This is a genomic window from Streptomyces sp. JH14, assembly GCF_029428675.1.
Lineage (GTDB): Bacteria > Actinomycetota > Actinomycetes > Streptomycetales > Streptomycetaceae > Streptomyces.
On sequence record NZ_JAJNEL010000001.1, the window covers coordinates 2,492,850 to 2,512,672 of the forward strand.

19 protein-coding genes are annotated in these 19,823 nt (G+C 69.6%); 11 read left to right on the top strand and 8 right to left on the bottom strand.

The window, feature by feature from the left end:
* Positions 1–256: 256 nt before the first annotated feature.
* Positions 257–1,006 (top strand): transposase, encoded by a 750-nt coding sequence (locus LRD69_RS11195; RefSeq protein WP_277326424.1) that lies wholly within the window; start codon positions 257–259, stop codon positions 1,004–1,006.
* Between the two features lie 123 nt (positions 1,007–1,129).
* Here the strand turns inward: LRD69_RS11195 and LRD69_RS11200 are convergent, their stop codons facing one another.
* Positions 1,130–1,711 (bottom strand): DUF2017 domain-containing protein, encoded by a 582-nt coding sequence (locus LRD69_RS11200; protein WP_277326425.1) that lies wholly within the window; start codon positions 1,709–1,711, stop codon positions 1,130–1,132.
* A 71-nt stretch (positions 1,712–1,782) separates the two neighbouring features.
* Positions 1,783–2,097 carry an ATP-dependent Clp protease adapter ClpS gene (clpS, locus tag LRD69_RS11205; RefSeq protein WP_277326426.1) on the bottom strand — a complete coding sequence of 105 codons (315 nt, stop codon included), beginning with the start codon at positions 2,095–2,097 and terminating at the stop codon, positions 1,783–1,785.
* A gap of 79 nt (positions 2,098–2,176) precedes the next feature.
* Here clpS and LRD69_RS11210 point away from each other — a divergent pair, with 79 nt between their 5' ends.
* A complete protein-coding gene (locus LRD69_RS11210) occupies positions 2,177–3,505 on the top strand; it encodes a nicotinate phosphoribosyltransferase (protein WP_277326427.1) in 1,329 nt (442 codons plus the stop codon).
* Positions 3,506–3,672: 167 nt separating this feature from the next.
* Positions 3,673–4,257 carry an isochorismatase family protein gene (locus LRD69_RS11215; RefSeq protein WP_277326428.1) on the top strand — a complete coding sequence of 195 codons (585 nt, stop codon included), beginning with the start codon at positions 3,673–3,675 and terminating at the stop codon, positions 4,255–4,257.
* Positions 4,258–4,400: 143 nt separating this feature from the next.
* Here LRD69_RS11215 and LRD69_RS11220 read toward each other — a convergent pair whose 3' ends face one another.
* On the bottom strand, positions 4,401–4,781 hold the full coding sequence (locus tag LRD69_RS11220; protein ID WP_277329692.1) for a hypothetical protein: 381 nt from the start codon (positions 4,779–4,781) through the stop codon (positions 4,401–4,403).
* 148 nt (positions 4,782–4,929) lie between these two features.
* Positions 4,930–7,329 (bottom strand): immune inhibitor A domain-containing protein, encoded by a 2,400-nt coding sequence (locus LRD69_RS11225; RefSeq protein ID WP_277326429.1) that lies wholly within the window; start codon positions 7,327–7,329, stop codon positions 4,930–4,932.
* Between the two features lie 369 nt (positions 7,330–7,698).
* On the opposite strand from LRD69_RS11225, the gene LRD69_RS11230 reads away from it, so the two are divergent.
* Positions 7,699–8,034: a hypothetical protein gene (locus tag LRD69_RS11230; RefSeq protein ID WP_277326430.1), complete on the top strand. Its 336-nt coding sequence runs from the start codon at positions 7,699–7,701 to the stop codon at positions 8,032–8,034.
* A gap of 10 nt (positions 8,035–8,044) precedes the next feature.
* On the opposite strand, the gene LRD69_RS11235 is transcribed toward LRD69_RS11230, so the two are convergent.
* Positions 8,045–8,776, bottom strand: coding sequence for an RDD family protein (locus LRD69_RS11235; RefSeq protein WP_277326431.1), 732 nt, complete (start codon positions 8,774–8,776; stop codon positions 8,045–8,047).
* 133 nt (positions 8,777–8,909) lie between these two features.
* Positions 8,910–10,406, bottom strand: a complete 1,497-nt coding sequence (locus LRD69_RS11240; protein WP_277326432.1) for an RDD family protein — start codon at positions 10,404–10,406, stop codon at positions 8,910–8,912.
* Between the two features lie 212 nt (positions 10,407–10,618).
* On the opposite strand from LRD69_RS11240, the gene LRD69_RS11245 reads away from it, so the two are divergent.
* Positions 10,619–11,095, top strand: a complete 477-nt coding sequence (locus LRD69_RS11245; RefSeq protein WP_277326433.1) for an SsgA family sporulation/cell division regulator — start codon at positions 10,619–10,621, stop codon at positions 11,093–11,095.
* A 20-nt stretch (positions 11,096–11,115) separates the two neighbouring features.
* Here LRD69_RS11245 and LRD69_RS11250 read toward each other — a convergent pair whose 3' ends face one another.
* Positions 11,116–12,483, bottom strand: a complete 1,368-nt coding sequence (locus LRD69_RS11250) for an FAD-linked oxidase C-terminal domain-containing protein (protein WP_277326434.1) — start codon at positions 12,481–12,483, stop codon at positions 11,116–11,118.
* A gap of 97 nt (positions 12,484–12,580) precedes the next feature.
* On the opposite strand from LRD69_RS11250, the gene LRD69_RS11255 reads away from it, so the two are divergent.
* Complete coding sequence (locus LRD69_RS11255) at positions 12,581–14,173, top strand: tetratricopeptide repeat protein (protein ID WP_277326435.1); 1,593 nt, start codon at positions 12,581–12,583, stop codon at positions 14,171–14,173.
* Between the two features lie 70 nt (positions 14,174–14,243).
* Here the strand turns inward: LRD69_RS11255 and hppD are convergent, their stop codons facing one another.
* Positions 14,244–15,389, bottom strand: coding sequence for a 4-hydroxyphenylpyruvate dioxygenase (hppD, locus tag LRD69_RS11260; RefSeq protein ID WP_277326436.1), 1,146 nt, complete (start codon positions 15,387–15,389; stop codon positions 14,244–14,246).
* Between the two features lie 121 nt (positions 15,390–15,510).
* Between hppD and LRD69_RS11265 the strand changes: the two genes are divergently transcribed.
* Genes LRD69_RS11265 through LRD69_RS11285 form a run of 5 tightly spaced genes read left to right on the top strand, consistent with a single transcriptional unit; the run spans position 15,511 to position 19,766 of the window.
* Positions 15,511–15,984, top strand: a complete 474-nt coding sequence (locus LRD69_RS11265; protein WP_277326437.1) for an Lrp/AsnC family transcriptional regulator — start codon at positions 15,511–15,513, stop codon at positions 15,982–15,984.
* A 15-nt stretch (positions 15,985–15,999) separates the two neighbouring features.
* Complete coding sequence (locus LRD69_RS11270) at positions 16,000–16,647, top strand: ABC transporter permease (protein ID WP_277326438.1); 648 nt, start codon at positions 16,000–16,002, stop codon at positions 16,645–16,647.
* Complete coding sequence (locus tag LRD69_RS11275) at positions 16,640–17,896, top strand: betaine/proline/choline family ABC transporter ATP-binding protein (protein ID WP_277326439.1); 1,257 nt, start codon at positions 16,640–16,642, stop codon at positions 17,894–17,896. The genes LRD69_RS11270 and LRD69_RS11275 overlap by 8 nt, the downstream gene beginning before the upstream one ends.
* Positions 17,893–18,759: an ABC transporter permease gene (locus LRD69_RS11280; protein WP_277326440.1), complete on the top strand. Its 867-nt coding sequence runs from the start codon at positions 17,893–17,895 to the stop codon at positions 18,757–18,759. The genes LRD69_RS11275 and LRD69_RS11280 overlap by 4 nt, the downstream gene beginning before the upstream one ends.
* Positions 18,759–19,766: a glycine betaine ABC transporter substrate-binding protein gene (locus tag LRD69_RS11285; protein WP_277326441.1), complete on the top strand. Its 1,008-nt coding sequence runs from the start codon at positions 18,759–18,761 to the stop codon at positions 19,764–19,766. The genes LRD69_RS11280 and LRD69_RS11285 overlap by 1 nt, the downstream gene beginning before the upstream one ends.
* Positions 19,767–19,823: the final 57 nt, after the last annotated feature.

A 19,823-nucleotide genomic window follows, 5' to 3' on the forward strand; every position in this document is an offset into this window, starting at 1 on the left:
CGCCGCTGGACAGCCAACCGGTAGGCGTCACACCGGCTGTCCAGCGGCCCCGCGAGGACGTGGGCCAGCAACGGCACAACTGCCGACGGACGCAAGGTCGATTCCCCTTTCGCGGCCATCAGCGCAGGCATCGCGATCAATGAGCTTCTTCGATGTGGCCACCGATCGGGTGACGGTCCGTGAAGCGCAACGAGCGAGGCCCCCGAGCTGTTGATCGAGATGTCTGACGTCTCCATCACGTTGCTCGGGGGCCTCGTTGGTCATCCATCCTGCCGCACTCGACCTGCCGCATGCACTCGTGGAATGGGTCACGATGTTGATCGTCACCCGTGAGGGCGACCGGCGCTGCAAGCTTCGTCCGTCACAGCGCGCGATGGTGGCACTGGTGCACCTGCGCGAACACACCACTTCGGCGAAGATCGCTGCCGGGTTCGGGATCAGCGAGTCCACCGCGCATGCCTGCACCAGCGCGGTCGTCGACCTTCTCGCCGCCCGTGCACCGGGCCTGCTCAAGACGCTGCGCGATCACGAACCCGACTTCGTCCTGCTCGACGGCACTCTCGCCGAATGCGACCGGGTCGGCGACGGCCGGGCCGACTACTCCCACAAGCACCGCCGCCACGGCGTGAATGTGCCGGTCGTCACCGATCCCGATGGCCGGCCGCTGTGGCTCTCGCCCGCCCTGCCGGGCCGCACCCACGATCTGACCGCTGCCCGCACCCATCGGATCATCCGGATCTGCGAGCGCCAGGGCGTTCCGATCGTGGCCGATCTCGCCCACCAGGGCGCCGGCCCGTGGCTGACCACGGGCATCAAACGCAAGCCCCTGCAGGAACTGACCCCCACCGACAAGACCCGCAACCGTGCCCTGGCCGCAGCACGCGCACCCGTCGAACGCGGCGTCGCCCGCCTGAAGTCCTGGCGGATCTTCCGCAGGTCCCGCTGCAGCCCCAACCGCATGACGTCAATCGCCAAGGCCATCCTCACACTGGAGCGGCAACGCTGAAGAAGCTCACTGTAGGCCCCGCAATGCGGGGCCTACGGGAGCCGGGGAAGCGTTTTCAGGGGCTTCGGTGCCGGGGCTCTGACCTGCGGTGATGGGGTTCTCTGCAAGCCCTCTCTGCACCGACTACGGCATCAGGGTCTCGACGAGCGTTTCCTGGAGCGCGCCCAGCCAGAGATAGGCCATGACCATGGGCTTGCGCGGGTCGCTGTCGGGCAGCCGGTAGAGCGACCCCTCGCCGCCCTCGTCCTCGTCGGAGACCTCCAGACGGGTGCCGATGGTCAGCCGGAGGTCGTTGAGAGCGCCGAGCCAGTTGCGGCACTCGTCGGCGGTGAGCGTGAGGGTTCCGCCGTCCTCGCCGGCCGGGACCGCGTCCAGGGTGCGTACGACGGTGAGGGCGTCGTCGCGCTTGCGGGTGCGCAGGTCGTTCTCGGTGAACCTGCGGAACTCGGCGGACGCGGCGCGCAGTTCGCTGTCGTCGTCGCCGTAGGCCTCCGGGAAGAGCCGGGCCAGGGCCGGGTCGGTCGGCGGTTCGCTGGGCCCTTCGGCGAAGAGGGCCGCGAGCGGGTCCTCGCCCTCGGCCGGTGCGTCGCCCGGGCCGATCAGTTCCAGCAACTGGACGGCGAGGGAGCGCAGGATCGCGATCTCCACCTCGTCGAGCGCGACGGCCGCGCCGCCGCCGGGGGTGGCCTCGAAGTGGCCGGCCATGGGGTTTCTCCGATGGTGGGTCGGGCGGGGCAGTGGACAGGTGGGCGGGCCGGGCCGCTCAGGGGTGCGTGTCAGTTGCGGTCCTGCGTGAGGGTGGCCCAGAGCCCGTAGCCGTGCATGGCCTGGACGTCGCGCTCCATCTCCTCACGACTGCCGCTGGAGACGACGGCGCGGCCCTTGTGGTGCACGTCGAGCATGAGCTTGTGGGCCTTGTCCTTCGAGTAGCCGAAGTAGGCCTGGAAGACATAGGTCACGTAGCTCATGAGGTTGACCGGGTCGTTGTGGACGAGCGTCACCCAGGGCACGTCGGGCTCGGGAACGACGACGTTCTCCTCGGCCGATTCCGGACGCTCGATCTCTACGGGGGCGACGCTCACGCACCCCATGCTGCCACCCGGGAGGGGGCACCGCACAAACGGACCCGAGATCTCGTCACTCTGACGAAATAGGGGTAGCATCCATGCCATGAACTCTGCGGACCTTGGGCGACGGGTCGGTGTGCCGTCGACCGCGCTCTTCACCGACCAGTACGAGCTCACGATGGTGCAGGCCGCGCTGAAGGCCGGAACCGCCGACCGGCACTCGGTCTTCGAGGCATTCACCCGCCGACTGCCCGAGGGACGGCGCTACGGCGTCGTCGCAGGCATCGGACGCGTACTGGACGCGGTGGAGAACTTCCACTTCGACGACGAGATGCTCGCCTTCCTGCGCGAGCGGAACATCGTCGACGGGCCGACGCTCGACTGGCTGGCCGACTTCCGCTTCAGCGGCGACATCTGGGGCTACCCCGAGGGCGAGGTGTACTTCCCCGGCTCGCCGATCCTGCGGGTCGAGGGCTCCTTCGCCGAATGCGTGCTGCTGGAGACGGTCGTCCTCTCGATCCTCAACCACGACTCGGCGATCGCCGCGGCGGCGTCCCGGATGTCGGCGGCCGCGGGCGGGCGCAGGCTGATCGAGATGGGTGCACGCCGCACCCATGAACTGTCCGCGGTGGCGTCGTCGCGTGCCGCGTACATCGGCGGCTTCGACACGACGTCCGATCTGGCGGCGGGGTTCCGCTACAACATCCCGACGGTCGGCACGAGCGCACACGCGTTCACCCTGCTGCACGACTGCGAGCGCGACGCGTTCCGGGCACAGGTCGACTCGCTGGGCCGGGGCACGACGCTGCTGGTCGACACGTTCGACGTCGCGGAGGCGGTCCGTACGGCGGTCGAGGTCGCCGGGACCGAGCTGGGGGCGGTGCGGATCGACTCCGGAGACCTGCTGCTGGTCGCCCACCGGGTGCGGCAGCAGCTCGACGAGCTGGGGGCCGCGGGGACCAAGATCGTGGTGACGTCGGACCTCGACGAGTACGCGATCGCGTCGCTGGCCGCGGCACCGGTCGACGCCTACGGCGTGGGCACGCAGCTCGTGACCGGCAGCGGCCAGCCGACCTGCTCGATGGTCTACAAGCTGGTCGCCCGGGCGACCTCCGCCGATCCTGCGGAACCGCTGCAGCCGGTGGCGAAGAAGTCGCTGGGGGCGAAGTCCTCGGTGGGAGGCCGCAAGTGGGCCGCGCGGCGGCTGGACGAGGACGGGGTGGCCGAGGCCGAGGTGATCGGCACCGGCCCGGTGCCGGACGAGCTGGCCGACCGGCAGCTTCTGGTCGAGCTGGTCAGAGACGGCGAGGTGGTCGCCCGCGAGCCGCTGGACGTGGCCCGGGAACGGCATATCGCCGCGCGCCGGGGGCTGCCGATGTCGGCCATGCAACTGTCCAGGGGAGAGCCGGTGATTCCCACGGAGTACGTGTGAACGCGGGGTGGCAGGGAAGGCGTGAACGCCAATAGCAGCGATGCGCCCCCTCCCGCAAGGCGGGCGCAGTCTCTAGGCTCGATTCCAGCCTCTCCGTGACTGTTCCGCTTCCTTCCGTTCCCCGCTCGTCCGCTCCCCCGTCGCTCCCCCATCGAAGGACACCCGCCATGCATCGCGCGTTGATCGTCGTGGACGTTCAGAACGACTTCTGCGAGGGCGGCAGCCTCGCGGTGGCGGGGGGCGCCGATGTCGCCGCCGCCATCACCGACCTGATCGGCGAGGCCCAGGCCGGTTACCGCCATGTGGTGGCGACCCGGGACCACCATGTCGACGCGGGTGACCACTTCTCCGCGCAGCCGGACTTCGAGCGCACCTGGCCGCCGCACTGTGTCGCCGGTACGGAGGGGGTGGGCTTCCACCCGAATTTCGCCCCGGCGGTCGCCTCCGGGGCGATCGACGCCGTGTTCGACAAGGGGGCGTACTCGGGGGCGTACAGCGGCTTCCAGGGCCTCGACGAGAACGGGGTGGGGCTGGCCCGGTGGCTGCGGGACCGCGGCGTGACGGAGGTCGACGTGGTCGGCATCGCCACGGACCACTGTGTGCGGGCGACGGCGCTGGACGCGGTGCGGGAGGGATTCACGACGCATGTGCTGCTCGACCTGACAGCGGGTGTCGCCGCGGGGACCACGGGGCGGGCGCTGGAGGAGCTCCGCGAGGCCGGGGTGAAGCTCTCCGGCAAGCCGGTGGTGTAGGCGGGGGATGGTCGCCGGGGTCGTCCGGCGGCAGCTGTGTCCTCGAGCTCGCCCACGGCCCCGGGGCCGTGCGGACCCCTCGACGGGCCGGATGCGCCGGCGTGGCGCCCGCATGTGCGGGCCGTGACCGCCCCCGCCGGTCCTCAGGCGCCGGACGGTCCGGACGTCGCCGGTGCGACGCCTGGGTGTGCGGGGAGGGCAGGGGTTGGGCGGGCCTGGATGTGCGCGGCGCTTCGGGGCGGCGCCAGCAGCGTTCTTATCGGGTGCCAGAGTTCCTGGGCCCGTTCCGGTCTGGCCCGCCAGAGGAGGCCGTCCGGGTGGTGCAGGACCGCGGTGATCTCGTCGGGTGTGGGGGGTTCCGCGTTGCCACGGAGGTAGACCGCTCGCAGGCCCAGGTTGCGCAGGCGCGTCAGGGCACGGGCCCGGTTGGCCGCGTGGACCAGGACGCGGACCGGCGTACCCGGGCCCGTCCCGTCCGCCGGGCCGGTCAGCGTGATCGCGACCACCACACTGCCGTTCGGCAGCTTGCTGAATCCTCCGCCTGCCATGCTCCGCGCTCCCCCATGAGACATCGTGTCAATAAGAATGCGAACAAGAGGCACCTAAACACGATCGGCCGCCGCCCGCTAGAGGGCGACGGCCGATCATCTTCTGACCTGCGGTGATGCGAGATTATCGGTGCGAAGCGCCGACCTTGACCGTGATCGTCGAGCCGCTGAGCGGCTCGCTGACGATCGTGATCCGGGTGTTGGTGTCAGCGACCTTCACGCTTCCGGTCTCGTTCTCCTTGTACCAGTAGGTGCCCTTGTGGTCGTCGAAGACCGGGACACCCAGCTGCGGCTTGATCTTGACCGCCACGTCCGCGTTGTGCAGCGTGAAGCCATCGGTCGGCCACCAGCTGAACGGAGCGTCGAACGGCTGGATCTTGTTGCGGATCACCGTGCCGTTCGCCCACTTCAGCGGCTTGGCGTGCGCGTCGATCGGCAGGATCAGGCCCTTGCCCGGGTGGGCGGAGACGTTGTTGTCCTTCTGGGAGGTGTCCCAGAGCCAGATCAGCAGACCGTTCTGGTACGGGTAGTGCTCGACCCAGTCCGGACGGGTCGTGGAGAAGCCGAAGTTGTACGGGCCGACCTTGAGGGTCTGGTCGTACGAGACGTACTGACGGTTCTCCGCGAGGTAGTACTGCGGGTACTCCTTGGTGAACGACGCGCCGACCCGCGAGAAGCCCTTGACCGTCCAGCCGTTGTCGTCACCCTCGGCGTTGTCCGAGAAGAGCGCCGCGCCGTCGGCGTTGACCGCGATGGTGTCGGCCGCGAAGCCCACACCGCCCGCGCCGCCGTCGGTGGTGTAGCGGAACCGGATGTCGATCTTCTTGCCCGCGTAGGCGTTCAGCGAGTACGAGAGCTTCTGGTACTTGCCGGACACGTCGGTCAGGGCCGGCTTGTCACTGGCGTCGCGCGGGATCGCCTTGCCGTCGGCCGTGCCGTCGATCGCGGTCCAGCTCGTGCCGCCGTTCTCCGACACCTCGGTGTAGAGGTAGTCGTAGTCCTTCTCGATGTCCCACCAGCCCGAAAGGTCCAGGGACGCCGTGGACTTGCCGGTCAGGTCGACCGAACGGGACAGGGTGTTGTTGAGATTGTCACCCATGTCGCTCCACCACTGCTTGGAGCCCTCGGCGGGCGTCGTGACAGCGGTGGTGACGGCCTTGTCCGGCAGCGTGACGACGAGCGCCTGCTTGTCGTCGGTGTTGTACTCCGAGACACCCAGCTTGTGGACCGAGTTCGTCGCGGCCTTGGCTGAGGCGTAGTTGAGCCAGCCAAGCTGCAGCTTGTCCCAGGCGGTCATGTCGCCGGGCATGTCACCGATGGCGTTCTTACCGGTGCCGAGCCAGGAGCCTGCCGACATCAGGGACCAGAAACCGACCGAGTTCTCGGCAGTGTTGGTGGTGTCGTAGAGGTCCGGCAGACCGAGGTCGTGGCCGTACTCGTGGGCGAAGACGCCCAGACCGCCGTTCTCGGGCTGCGCGGTGTAGTCACCGACCCAGATGCCGGTGTCACCGATCTGGGTACCGCCGGCCTTGTTGTCGGCCGGGCCGGTCGCGCCGGCGTTGGTGCCGTACGCGTACCAGCGGTGCGCCCAGATCGCGTTCGCGCCCTCGAAGCCGCCACCGGCGGACTCGTCCTCACCGGCGTGGACGATCTGGAAGTGGTCGATGTAACCGTCGGGCTCGTTGAAGTTGCCGTCGTTGTCGAAGTCGTAACGGTCCCACTGGTCGTACTGCGCCAGGTCCGCCTTGATCTGTTCCTGCGTACGACCCTTGGCCTGCTGGTCCGCGGCCCAGGCGTTCACGCCGTCCCGGATCATGTCCCAGGAGTTGGCGCAGTTGGACGAACCGCAGTAGTTGGAGCCGTAACGGGCCTCGTTGTACGGGACCTTGACCCAGTCCGAGACCTCGCCCTCGACCGAGTAGCGCCCGGAGGACGTCTTCTCGTAGTACGTCTTCAGCGAGTTCTTCCCGGCGCCCTCACCGAAGTAGAGGTCCTGGAAGTGGGCCTGGTTGTAGTCGGCCTGCCAGGCGGTGCTGTTGTCCTTGGCCGGGTCCGGCTTGGCTATCGTGTTGTGCAGGGGACCCGGCGTGCCGCCGTACTTCTTGACGGGCGGCTTGGGGCCGTCACCGTCGGGGTCGAACGTGGTGGTGTTGTCGACCTGGTCGCCGAACTCGACCAGAACCGTGAAGATCTTGTCCGTCTTCTCACGGCCGAGCTCGACGTACTTCTTGTCGTCGAGCTTGACGACCTTGGAACCGTCGCGCGTCGTCACCTTCTTGTCGCCCGCGATGACCTGCTCCAGGGCGGCCTGACGCTGCGCGTCCTGCTGCTTGCTGTAGGGGCCTTCCAGGTCGTGCGCGTTGCCCTTGCCCGACCCCGGATCGCGGCGGTCGACGATGGAGCTTCCCGCGCCCGACGACTTCGCGTCGGCCTGGGCGGTGGCGAAGGCCGACGCCGTCGCGGCAGTCGCGGCCATGGCCACGACAACCGCTGTGGCGCGAAACGCCCGTCTCTTAGTGGTCACTTGATGCTGTCCTCCCCGGCGTCCGCGGCTGCAGCCTCGGGAGTATGGAGGGGCCGCACGCGGATACGCATCACAAGTGACGACATTCGACCGGAGTTACGGGAGAAAAGACAGACCTTGACTTGAACAGGCCAAGTGCATTATGTGTAAGCCACATTCCGGTATCCGAACGACCACCGGACAGCCGCACGGCGCGCCGCAGGCCCCCTTTGGAGCGGCGGATGACTCAGTGCGCCCCCCGTGCACCGGCACCGTGGGTTAGGTCACGCTTACTAGCGGTTCCTGCCGGGCATTCACCGTCGTAGAGTCGCTGACAGTGCGACCGCGTTGAGAGACTGCCCATCCGACGCCCCGAGGACGGATACCGCCATGCCGCGTCCCACTGCTGCACAGCTCTCCTATGGATCGGTCACCGTCGTCTTCTCGACGCTCGCCATGCTGCTGCTGTCCCGTACCAGTGCGGGCATCGGCATCGCCGTCATAGGCACGGCGGCGATGGCGCTCGGCCTGTTGGTGGCCGTCACCGTACCCGCGCCGCTGCGGGCGAAAACGCGGAAGGCGGCGAGGACGGCAACCGGGGTTCGTACGAACCCTGCCGTCCCCACCGCCACTTCCGGTGCATCTGCGGAGGAGGTCGTCGTCGACGACGTCCACCGGACCAGGATCCCGGCCGGGCGCGTGGGCGAGCACTCCCTGCGCCGCTGACCGGCCCCGGCTACACGGCCGTGACCACCACCGTCTTGGCCGCCTTGTCCTGCAGTCCCTGCCGGTACGGCTTGTCCGTGAACATCAGCACGATGTTGATCAGCCACCACAGGCACGGGCAGCACAGCAGAGCCGGCAGCCACAGCACCACGGCCCGCAGGAACGAGGCGCTGGTGTCCGGCACCCGGCCGTCGTTGAGCATCGCGACCCGGAGTTTGAACAGCCGCTTGCCGATGGTGCGGCCGTCCTTGTGCGTGAAGTACGTGTCGTACACGACGTAGGCGGCGAGCGCGATCAGCGACCAGAGCAGCTGGTGCCCGCTGTAGGTCTGGTTGAAGACATCGCCGACGTTGTCGTCATTGCCGTTGCCGTTCGACACCTCGACCGCGCCGCCGAACGGCAACGAGATCAGATACAGCGGGATCGAGATGATCAAGAAGTCGATCAGCCGGGCCAGAATCCGCTTGCCGGGCTCGGCGAGCGGCGGCATGCCCGCCAGCGGGTCCGTGCCGCCGTACGGGCCGCCGCCGTAGGCTCCGGGATCGTACGGCGGCGGAGGGGGTGGCGGGGGCGGCGGAGCGCCGTCGTAGGGCGATCCCGACCCCGGCCCCGAACCTGCGCCCGGCCCGTGCCCCGGACCCTGCCCCGGACCCTGCCCAGACCCCGACGAGGGGTCCTGCGGCTTCTTGAGGAACGGGTCGTCCTCGGGTGGCTGACCGGGCGTCGGCTGATCGTTGCTCATGGGGGCAGTGCACCCCGGCCCGAGGGCGCCCGCAACGGCTCAGGTGCGTTCGGGGGAACGGGGCACGGCGCCGCCGCCCCGCACCCGACGGGTCGTCAGTCCTGCGGGCCCGCCGGGCATCGGAGGCCGGCGGTCAGTCCGCCACGAACGTGCGGGCGGCCTTGTCGTGCCAGCACTGCCGCCACGGGCGGTCGAACAGACACCACATCACGTCGAACACGCCGATCACCAGGATGCCGAGCACACCGTAGACCAGCCAACGGCGCAGCGCCGCCCCGAAGCCGGGTGCGTCGTGGGACTCGATGTCCCGCACTTCCAGCCCGCAGAGCTTCTTGCCGAGCGTGCGCCCCCACTTCGCGGTCGGCAGCGCCTCCAACAGCACGCCGAACACCAGGAACGCGGCGAGTACCCCGCCGAACAGGACGGACGTCGTGGAGTCCACCAGCCAGACGGTGACCGTCTGCCCGGACAGCTTCGCCGCGTCGATCTTCTGCTCGATGTGGTCCATCGCCCGGGTGACGAGCGGGTACGCGACCGCGCCGACGAGCGCGCCCAGCACGACCGTGTCGACGAGCCGGGCGGCGAACCGCTTGCCGAGCCCGGCGGGACGGGCAGCCGCCTGGGCCTGGGCGAGCTGCTGGAAGTGGTCGTTGACCGGGGGCTTCCAGGGCACGACGGGCTGATCCGGCTGAGCGGGCCGGACATGCTGAGCCATCTGCGGGCTGCCGAACTGCGGCTGGTGTTGCTGCTGCTGGGGCGGGACCTGCTGCGGCTGCTGTTGCTGAGGGGCGGCGAGCTGATGGACCTGCTGCGCCCAGGAGGAGGCGCCGCCGCCCGGACCCGGAGCGATCGGCCCCTGGGAGGCCGGGGCAGGCGCGGGTGCCTGCGGGGTGGCGCCGGAGCCGACCGCGCGGACCGACATCGTCCCGTCCCCGGCTTCCGGCCCTGCTGTGCCGGGCCGGGACGACCGGCCGCCCTTGCCCATGGCGCGGATCGCGACGGTGTTCTCGGGGGCATGGCCGCCGCCGTCCCGCATACCCGGCAGTGCGCCGCCCGTGGGGTCCGGCGAGGCCGGCCGGCGTGGATCCGTCGGAACCCGGTCCGCCGGCGTGTCGTCACCCGGGGCGCGGTCGGCGGGGGCACGCCCCGCCGGCGTACGCGGATCCTGGACCGCTGCGCCGCCCCGCTCGCCCGCGCCCCGGTCCTCACCGGGCTGCCCGGTACCGCCCCAGGACACCCGCCTGTCGCGTTCGCCGCCGAAGCCGGTCTGCCGGGAGGCGTCGGCCTGCCAGGCGGACGAGGGTTCGGGGCGGGCGGAGTCGTACGGCTCCTCGTCGAGGAAGACCGGACCGGTCTCGTCCACCGGTGCGTACGTCGGACCGGACGCCTGCGCGGGTTCCGGTGCCGGCGCCGAAGGCTGCTCGGACCGCGGCTGAGGCCGCGGCTGCGGGGCGGGGTCCGCGCCGGCGGGCGCCTCGGGCGCCGACTCGCCCTGCCGTGGCGCAGGACGGCTGGTGCCGGGCACCCACGAAGCACCGTTCCAGTACCGGATATATCCGGGAATGGACGGGTCGGGGTAATACCCCTCGCGGGGCCTGTCGTCACCGGGTGCCGGGGTTGGGGCGCTCATCACCGTGGTCCCGTATCTCTTCGAAGCTTCAGGTCAACGGTCCACATCTACCAGACAGCCGCGTACCCCCGGGCCAGTCCCGGCGTTTGGGGCACCTTCCGGTCGCCGTGAAGTTTTTTCCGGAAGTCGCGTAATAGGTGGCGGGGAGGGCGCTCTCTCCATGTGCGGGCCGGTCAGGGGACCGGTTCACCGGCACCGAAAGGACGTATCCCATGGACACCCTGGTGGAACGCGAACTGGAGCTGAAGCTGGTCCTGTCGCCCGAGTGCAGCATCCCCGTGCCGGCCCGGCTGACCTACCGCACGGAGGATCCGTACGCCGTGCACATCGCCTTTCACGTCGGTTCCGAGTCCCCCGTGTACTGGACGTTCGCCCGCGATCTGCTGGTCGAGGGCGTGTTCCGGCCGTGCGGGTACGGGGATGTACGGATCTGGCCGACCAAGGTCGACCGGCGCAGCGTCATCTGCATGGCGCTGACCTCGCCCGACGGCAACGCGCTGCTGGAGGTGCCGTCCGCCGCCGTGGCCGCGTGGGCGGAGCGGACGCTGCGCCTGGTGCCGCCCGGAACCGAGTCCGCCCTGCTCGGCATCGACGCCGGTCTCGCCGAACTGCTCGCGCCGCTGCCGGCCGACGACCTGTGGATGAGCGACCTGTGGCCGTCGGACGAGCCGACGGACGGCGAGGCCTGATGCCTCGCCGTCCGCGGAGGTCAGAAGACCTTGCCGGGGTTGAGCAGGCCCAGCGGGTCGAACGCCGCCTTGATGCCGCGGTGCATCTCGACGCCCACCTCGCCGAGTTCGCGGGCCAGCCAGTCCTTCTTCAGGATACCGACGCCGTGCTCGCCGGTGATGGTGCCACCGAGTTCCAGGCCGAGCGCCATGATCTCGTCGAAGGACTCGCGGGCCCGCCGGGATTCGTCGGCGTCGGTGTGGTCGAAGCAGACGACGGGGTGGGTGTTGCCGTCGCCGGCGTGGGCACAGACACCGATGGTGAGGCCGTACTTCTCCGCGATGGCCGCCGTTCCCTCGATCATGGCGCCGAGCCGGGAGCGCGGTACGCACACGTCGTCGATCATCGTGGCGGACTTGACGGCTTCCAGGGCGGTGAGCGACATCCGGCGGGCCTGGAGGAGGAGTTCGGACTCGGCGGCGTCGGCCGCGGGGACCACCTCGGTGGCGCCCGCGGCCGTGCACAGTGCGGCGACGGCGTCCAGATCGGCTGTGGGGTCCGGGGTGTCGAAGGCGGCGAGCAGCAGCGCCTCGGTGGACTCGGGGAGGCCCATGTGGGCCATCGCGTTGACGGCGCGGACGGTCGTACGGTCCATCAGTTCGAGGAGTGATGGGGTGTGACCGCGCTCCATGATCCGGCAGACCGCGTCGCAGGCGGCTGCCGCGGACGGGAATTCGGCGGCCAGGACGAGCTGCTGCGGCGGCTGCGGCTTCAGGGCGAGCACGGCACGGACGACGATGCCGAGGCTGCCCTCGGAGCCGACGAAGAGCCGGGTGAGGTCGTAGCCGGCCACTCCCTTGGCCGTCCGGCGGCCGGTCGTCAGGAGCCGCCCGTCGGCGAGGACGACTTTGAGGCCGAGTACGTACTCGGCGGTGACCCCGTACTTCACGCAGCACAGCCCGCCGGACGCGGTGCCGATGTTGCCGCCGATGGTGCACATCTCCCAGCTGGACGGGTCCGGGGGGTAGTACAGCCCGTGCTCGTTCACCGCGCGGGAGAGCACGGCATTGATGACGCCGGGCTCCACGACGGCGATCCGGTCGACCGGGTTGATCTCCAGGATCCGGTCCATCTTCACCAGGGACAGCACGATGCAGCCGTCGGAGGCGTTGGCCGCGCCCGACAGTCCGGTACGGGCGCCCTGCGGGACGACCGGGACGCGTAGCGCGGTCGCCGTGCGCATGACGTGCTGGACCTGTTCGACGGTGCGGGGCAGGACCACGACGGCCGGAGCGCCCGCGTCGCAGAAGCTCGCCATGTCGTGGGCGTACGAAGCGGTGACGTCCGGATCGGTGATCAGTGCCTCGGCGGGAAGGCCCGCGCGCAGTCGTTCAAGAAGATCATCCATGATCCAAGCGTGACACCCGGGGCCAATGGTGTGAACCCGTCTGCGGCAGCGTTCCCAAGGCGCGGTGTGATCTTCGTACTGACGCAGAGTGATCGGCATGGACGTCATGCCGCAGCAGCCTCCGGAGTCCCCCAAGAAGGATCACGCGCTCCCCTCATCCGATCCCTGCGACGACCCCCCGCAGACGCCCCCGCCCGCCGGTCCCGAACCCCTGCTCGCCCCGGAGCCGGCACCGCTGGAGGAACTGCCGCCGCCCTCGCTGTCCACGACGCTGCGCAGGGCGGCCTTCGGCATGGTCGCTGCCGCCGTGCTGGTGGCAGGTGCGGTCGTGGCCGTGCCGGACGACGACAAGAAGGCCGCGCCGCCGCCCGCACCCGGAGCGGTCTCGCGCGCGCTGTCGGCCACGACCGCCGGCTCCCCCTCCTCCCTCGCCGATCTGACGGCGCTGATCGAGGACCGGAAGGGCTGGGTGGGCACGCATCCGTCCGACGCACCTTCGTGGGCGGTGCTCGGCGCGGCTTACGTGGAGTGGGGGCGGCGTTCCGCGGACGCGGCGTACTACCGGCGGGCCGAGCAGGCGCTGCAGCGCTCACTGGACGTGCAGCCGGGCGAGAGCGGCAACACGGCGGCCTGGGTGGGGCTGGCGGCGCTCGCCAACGCGCGGCACGACTTCGTCGAGGCACGGAAGTGGGGCGAGACGGTACGGACCCGGCAGCCGCAGGACTGGACGGTGTACCCGGTCCTGATCGACGCGTACAACGGGCTCGGCCAGTACACCGCGGCAGGCCGGGCGGTGGAGCGGTTCCGCGCGCTGCGCTCGGGCGTTCCTGCGCTCTCGCAGGCCGCGCAGATGTACCGGAACCAGGGCCGGAGCGCGGAGGCGCTCGCCACCGCGAAGGGTGCGGCGAACCAGGCCACCGCACCCGCCGAGAAGGCGGACTGCCTGTACCGGCTGGGCGAACTGGCCTGGGAACAGGGCAGACCGGAGGAGGCGGTGGCCCAGTACAGCGCCGCCCTGCGGACCGACGGCACCCATCACCCGTCGCTCGCCGGCCGGGCACGGGCGCTGGTGGCCCTGGGCCGTACGGACGATGCGCAGCACGACTACAAAGCGGCCCTCGCCAAACTCCCGCGCCCCGAATACATGCTGGAACTGGGCGAGTTGTACGAGTCGCTGGGCCTGGAAGGAGGCTCCCGCGGCCAGTACCGGCGGCTCCAGAAGACCCTGACCCGCGACAACGGCTACGGCGTCGACGACACGCTCCTCCTCGGCCGCTTCGAGGCCGACCACGGCGATGCGTCGGCGGCGGTGGAGCTGCTGCGGGCGGAGTGGAACCGGCAGCACCACAGCGCGGCGGTGGCGGACGCGCTGGCCTGGGCACTGCACCGCTCGGGCGACTCGCGGAGCGCCCTGGGGTACGCACAGCAGGCGACGGCCACGGGCGGCCGGACGGCGCTGTACGCGTACCACCTGGGCATGATCGAACAGGGGCTGAAGAAGTACGGCCCGGCCGGCCGCCATCTGAAAGAGGCCCTGAGCCTCAACCCCCACTTCAACCCGCTGTCGGCCCCGAAGGCCCAGAAAGCTCTGCAGGCCCTGGAGGCCATGGACGACGTGGGCCGGTCCCCGGCAGGCAACCCCCGGAAGGGGTCCTCGGCCGCGGCCTCGCAGGCGCCGCGCGGCCGCTGAGGGGGGCAGCACGCGAGGCGGGGTCTCCGGATCGGCCGGAGACTCCGCCTCGCGTACGAGCCGCTCGGGCTCAGAGGTTGCCGCGCTTCTCCTGCTCGCGCTCGATCGCCTCGAAGAGTGCCTTGAAGTTGCCCTTGCCGAAGCCCATCGAGCCGTGGCGTTCGATCATTTCGAAGAAGACCGTCGGGCGGTCCTGGACCGGCTTCGTGAAGATCTGCAGCAGGTAACCGTCCTCGTCGCGGTCGACCAGGATCTTCAGCTCGCGCAGTGTCTCCACGGGGACGCGGGTCTCGCCGGCCCACTCGCCGAGGGTGTCGTAGTACGAGTCGGGGGTGTCCAGGAACTGGACGCCTGCGGCGCGCATCGCGCGGACCGACGCGACGATGTCGTTCGTGGCGAGGGCGATGTGCTGGACGCCCGCGCCGCCGTAGAACTCCAGGTACTCGTCGATCTGCGACTTCTTCTTCGCGATCGCCGGTTCGTTGATCGGGAACTTCACCTTCAGGGTGCCGTCGGCGACGACCTTCGACATGAGGGCGGAGTACTCGGTGGCGATGTCGTCGCCCACGAACTCCTTCATGTTGGTGAAGCCCATGACCTTGTTGTAGAAGCCGACCCATTCGTTCATCCGGCCGAGCTCCACATTGCCGACGCAGTGGTCGACGGCCTGGAAGGTGCGCTTGGCCGGGGGTTCGACGATCGGGGCGGCGGCGTCGAAGCCGGGGAGGTAGGGACCGTCGTAACCCGTGCGGTCGACAAGGGTGTGGCGGGTCTGGCCGTACGTGGCGATCGCGGCCAGCACGACCGTGCCGTTCTCGTCCTTGACCTCGTACGGCTCGGTGAGACCCAGCGCGCCGTGCTCGACGGCGTACGCGTACGCCGCCCGCGCGTCCGGGACCTCGATGGCCAGGTCGACCACGCCGTCGCCGTGCTCGGCGACATGTTCGGCGAGGAAGCGGCCGTGGTCGGTGGATGCTTTGATGACGGAGGTGAAGACAAAGCGTGCCGAACCATTGGTCAGCACATAACTGGCGGTCTCGCGGCTGCCGTTCTCCGGCCCGGAATAGGCGACGAGCTTCATGCCGAAGGCGGTCGAGTAGTAGTGCGCGGCCTGCTTGGCGTTGCCCACGGCGAAGACTACGGCGTCCATTCCCTTGACCGGGAAGGGATCGGCCTGCCGGGCTGTGTCGGGGGTGCTGTGCAGCGTCTCAGTCATGGAGGAAGGCTCCCTCCGCGCAGCAAGGTGCGCAACAGTTCGCGCGTTCGCTGGGCAATCTGTCCATGGCACTGCTGGAATGGGCGGGCTATGTGTACAGGGTGACCAGAGGGGGACTCGCGTGGCGATCGATCATCTGGACGGGCGGCTCATCGTGCTGCTCGCCCGCGAGCCGCGGATCGGCGTGCTGGAGGCGTCCCGCCGGCTCGGGGTGGCGCGCGGGACCGTACAGGCACGGCTCGACCGGCTTCAGTCGAATGGCGTCATCCGCGGATTCGGCCCGGACGTCGATCCGGCGGCACTCGGCTACCCCGTCACCGCCTTCGCCACACTGGAGATCAAGCAGGGCCAAGGCGCCGACGTACGGGCCCATTTGAGCGGCGTTCCGGAAGTGCTGGAGCTGCACACCACCACCGGGCACGGGGACATGCTCTGCCGGCTCGTCGCCCGTTCCAACGCCGACCTTCAACGAGTGATCGACCGGGTTGTCGGTTTTGATGGCATTGTCCGCGCCTCCACGGCGATCGTCATGGAGAACCCCGTACCTCTGCGCTTCATCCCGCTCGTCGAGCAGGCCGCGGAGGACAGCGACTGAGCCGAGGAGTGCCGTGTGAGCTTCTGGGAGTATCTGGTCAACCGGCACCAGCAGCTGCTCACCGACGCGTACCAGCACGTCAGTGCCGTCTTCCAGTGCATGGTCATCGCCACCGTTCTCGGCATCCTGATCGGGATCGTCACCTACCGCAGCAGCTGGGGCGGCTCGCTGGCCATCACGTCGACGGCGGCGATCCTCACCATCCCGTCCCTCGCCGCGATCGGTCTGCTGATCCCGCTCGTCGGGCTGGGCGTTCCGCCCACCGTGATCACCCTGACGCTGTACGGGCTCCTGCCCGTCGTCCGCAACTCCATCGTCGGGCTGCGCGGCGTCGATCCGTCCCTCGTCGACGCGGCGAAGGGCATCGGGATGTCACCGATCGCCCGGCTCTGCAGAGTGGAACTGCCGCTCGCCTGGCCGCCGATCCTCACCGGGATCCGCGTGTCGACACAGATGCTGATGGGCATCGCCGCCATCGCCGCGTACGCATCGGGGCCGGGCCTCGGCAACGAGATCTTCCGCGGCATCGCCTCGCTGGGCAGCGCCAACGCGATCAACCAGGTCCTCGCGGGCACCCTCGGGATCATCATCCTCGCCCTGCTCTTCGACGCCGCGTACGTCCTGCTCGGGCGGCTGACCATTCCCAGGGGGATCCGTGTCTGAGACCGCCGCCGAAGCCGCCGGGACACCTGCCGCCACCTCCGGGGCCACCATCCAGCTGGAGGAGCTGACCAAGCGCTACCCGGGCAGTCCGAACCCGGTCGTGGACAACGTCTCGATGGACATCAGGGCCGGGGAGACGGTGATCTTCGTCGGCCCGTCCGGCTGCGGGAAGTCCACCACCCTGAAGATGATCAACCGGCTGATCGAGCCGACGTCCGGCCGGATCAGGATCAACGACGAGGACGTCACCGACATCGACCCGGTGAAACTGCGTCGCAAGGTCGGATACGCGATCCAGTCGTCCGGGCTCTTCCCGCACATGACGGTCGCCGAGAACATCGCCCTCGTACCGAGGATGGTCGGCTGGTCGAAGTCGAAGGTGAAGGACCGGGTCGAGGAGATGCTCGATCTGGTCGGACTGGATCCGCGGGAGTTCCACGGGCGCTATCCGCGCCAGCTGTCCGGCGGGCAACAGCAGCGGGTGGGCGTGGCGCGGGCGCTGGCCGCCGATCCGCCCGTGCTCTTGATGGACGAGCCGTTCGGCGCCGTCGACCCGATCACCCGCGACCATCTCCAGGACGAGCTGATCAGGCTCCAGCACGAGCTGCACAAGACGATCGTCTTCGTCACGCACGACTTCGACGAGGCGATCAAGCTGGGTGACCGGATCGCCGTCCTGCGGGAGCGTTCGCACATCGCGCAGTTCGACACGCCTGAGGCGATCCTCACCAACCCGGCGGACGATTTCGTCTCCGGGTTCGTCGGGGCGGGCGCGGCGCTGAAGCGGCTGAACCTCACCCGCGTACGGGATGTGGGGATCGCCGATTTTCCGACGGTGACCGTCGACGACCCGCTCCAGTCGATCTTCAACAAGCTGCGCAGCGGCCCGCACAACGAGCTGTTGATGCTGGACCGCAGGAATCGTCCGTACAAGTGGCTGCGGCGCGGCGACCTGATGCGGGCCCGCGGCTCGCTGGCGCGCGCCGGACAGCTGGTCCACGACACGGTGACCCTGGACGCCACGCTGCACGACGCGCTGGAGGCCGTCCTGACCGACAGCGGCGGCCGGGTCGCGGCGACCGGGCGGCGCGGCGAGTTCATCGGGGTCGTCGACATGGAGACCCTGATGAACTCCGTCCATGAACTCCTGCAGGCCGACCGGCTCGCCGCCATGGAGCACCAGCACGATCTGGAGGAGCTGCGCGCCCACCAGACCGAGCAGGAGCAGGGGGGCGGTGCGGGCGCATGAGCCCCAACCGGGTGCTGTCCCCCGAGCCCGATGAGCAGCGGCCGCCGACCCGGCCGCCCGGCGAGCTGGACGTGAGGGGCCATGCCTACCACGAGGAGGAGGAACCCCCGCCGCCCGCGGGACCACCGCGCCGGATCACCTGGCGCAAGCTGGTGCTGGTGCCGGCCGCGCTGACCATCATCCTCGTCCTCACCTATCTGTGGATCACCAACGTCCCCCTCGACTCGATCGCGAAGAACTCACTCTCCGGCGGCAATGTGCAGCTGCGCTGGTGGCAGCACGTCAAACTGACCGCGATCTCCACCTTCTGGGTGCTGATCATCGCCATCCCGCTCGGGATCGCACTCACCCGGCGCAGGCTCCGCAAGGGGGCCCCGATGGTCACCGCGGTCGCCAACATCGGGCAGGCGACTCCGGCGATCGGGCTGCTGGCGCTGCTGGTGATCTGGCTGGGCATCGGCCCGAACACGGCGATCATCGGCATGGTGATCTACGCGGTGCTGCCGGTGCTCTCGAATACGGTGGCCGGCCTGAAGGCGATCGAACCGAACCTGGTCGAGGCCTCGCGCGGCATCGGCATGTCGGCGATCGGAACGCTCACGAAGGTCGAACTCCCGCTCGCCGTCCCGCTGATCCTGGCGGGCGTTCGGACGGCGCTGGTGCTCAACGTCGGTACGGCGACCCTGGCGACGTTCGGCGGCGGCGGCGGGCTCGGGGACCTGATCACCTCGGGCATCCAGACGCAGCGGATGCCGGTGCTCGTGCTCGGCTCCGTGCTGACGGTGGTGCTCGCGCTGCTGGTGGACTGGCTGGCCTCCCTCGTCGAGGTCGCGCTGACGCCTCGCGGGCTGGAGGTGCGGTGATGCGTACGGGGAAGGCAGCGGTACGGAGGGCCGGGGCCCGTTCGGTCACGGCTCTGGCGCTCGCCGCCGCCCTCGCCGCCGCCCTCGCCGGCTGCGGGCTCAAGAGCGGTTCGCCGATGGTCGACGACGTCGTGCCGGGATCCGTCGGCCGGGGACAGCCGCTGGACGGCGCTTCGTTGACGGTCACCTCGAAGAACTTCAGCGAGAACATCATCCTCGGCCAGATGATCGGCCTGATCTTCAAGGCCGCCGGAGCCGAGGTCCTGGACCGGACGAACCTGCCCGGATCGATCAGTGCGCGCGAAGCCATCATCAAGGGCGACGCGGACGCGATGTACGACTACACGGGCACCGCCTGGATCACGTACCTCGGCCATGCGAAGCCGATCACCGATCCGCTGAAGCAGTGGGAGGCGGTCCGGGACGAGGACCGGAAGAACGGGGTGACCTGGCTGCCGCAGTCCACCCTCAACAACACCTACGCGCTGGCCATCAGCAGGAAGAACAACGCGCAGTACCACCTGAGGACGCTCTCCGACGTCGCGGCGCTGTCGAAGATGGACCCGGCGGCGGTGACGATCTGCGTGGAGAACGAGTTCGCCTCGCGCGACGACGGGCTTCCCGGCATGGAGAAGGCGTACGGGATGTCGATCCCGCCCCGCAACATCAAGAAGATGGACGCCGGGATCATCTACACGCAGGTGTCCAAGTCCGACTCCTGCCTGCTGGGCGAGGTGTTCACCACGGACGGCCGGATCAAGGCGATGGACCTCGAAGTCCTCGTGGACGACAAGCACTTCTTCCCCAACTACAACGCGGCGCCCATCGTCCACACCGCGACCTTCGACAAGTACCCGCAGATCGCAGGCCTGTTGGACCCGCTCAGCAAGCGGCTGACGACGGGGGTCGCGCAGGAGCTGAATGCCAAGGTCGACGTGGACGGCCAGGACCCGCACCAGGTGGCGAAGGACTGGCTGATCCGGGAGGGCTTCATCAAGAACGGATAGGCCCGGCAGGGGGTCCGGGGCGGCGGCCCGGCCGCCGGGGCGAAGACGGACGCTCCA

Excerpts from the sequence above, each read along its gene's own strand:
- LRD69_RS11200 (WP_277326425.1), bottom strand. The coding sequence starts at position 1,711 with ATGGCCGGCCACTTCGAGGCCACCCCCGGCGGCGGCGCGGCCGTCGCG.
- clpS (WP_277326426.1), bottom strand. The coding sequence starts at position 2,097 with ATGGGGTGCGTGAGCGTCGCCCCCGTAGAGATCGAGCGTCCGGAATCG.
- LRD69_RS11210 (WP_277326427.1), top strand. The coding sequence starts at position 2,177 with ATGAACTCTGCGGACCTTGGGCGACGGGTCGGTGTGCCGTCGACCGCG.
- LRD69_RS11215 (WP_277326428.1), top strand. The coding sequence starts at position 3,673 with ATGCATCGCGCGTTGATCGTCGTGGACGTTCAGAACGACTTCTGCGAG.
- LRD69_RS11230 (WP_277326430.1), top strand. The coding sequence starts at position 7,699 with ATGCCGCGTCCCACTGCTGCACAGCTCTCCTATGGATCGGTCACCGTC.
- LRD69_RS11235 (WP_277326431.1), bottom strand. The coding sequence starts at position 8,776 with ATGAGCAACGATCAGCCGACGCCCGGTCAGCCACCCGAGGACGACCCG.
- LRD69_RS11240 (WP_277326432.1), bottom strand. The coding sequence starts at position 10,406 with ATGAGCGCCCCAACCCCGGCACCCGGTGACGACAGGCCCCGCGAGGGG.
- LRD69_RS11245 (WP_277326433.1), top strand. The coding sequence starts at position 10,619 with ATGGACACCCTGGTGGAACGCGAACTGGAGCTGAAGCTGGTCCTGTCG.
- LRD69_RS11250 (WP_277326434.1), bottom strand. The coding sequence starts at position 12,483 with ATGGATGATCTTCTTGAACGACTGCGCGCGGGCCTTCCCGCCGAGGCA.
- LRD69_RS11255 (WP_277326435.1), top strand. The coding sequence starts at position 12,581 with ATGGACGTCATGCCGCAGCAGCCTCCGGAGTCCCCCAAGAAGGATCAC.
- hppD (WP_277326436.1), bottom strand. The coding sequence starts at position 15,389 with ATGACTGAGACGCTGCACAGCACCCCCGACACAGCCCGGCAGGCCGAT.
- LRD69_RS11280 (WP_277326440.1), top strand. The coding sequence starts at position 17,893 with ATGAGCCCCAACCGGGTGCTGTCCCCCGAGCCCGATGAGCAGCGGCCG.
- LRD69_RS11285 (WP_277326441.1), top strand. The coding sequence starts at position 18,759 with ATGCGTACGGGGAAGGCAGCGGTACGGAGGGCCGGGGCCCGTTCGGTC.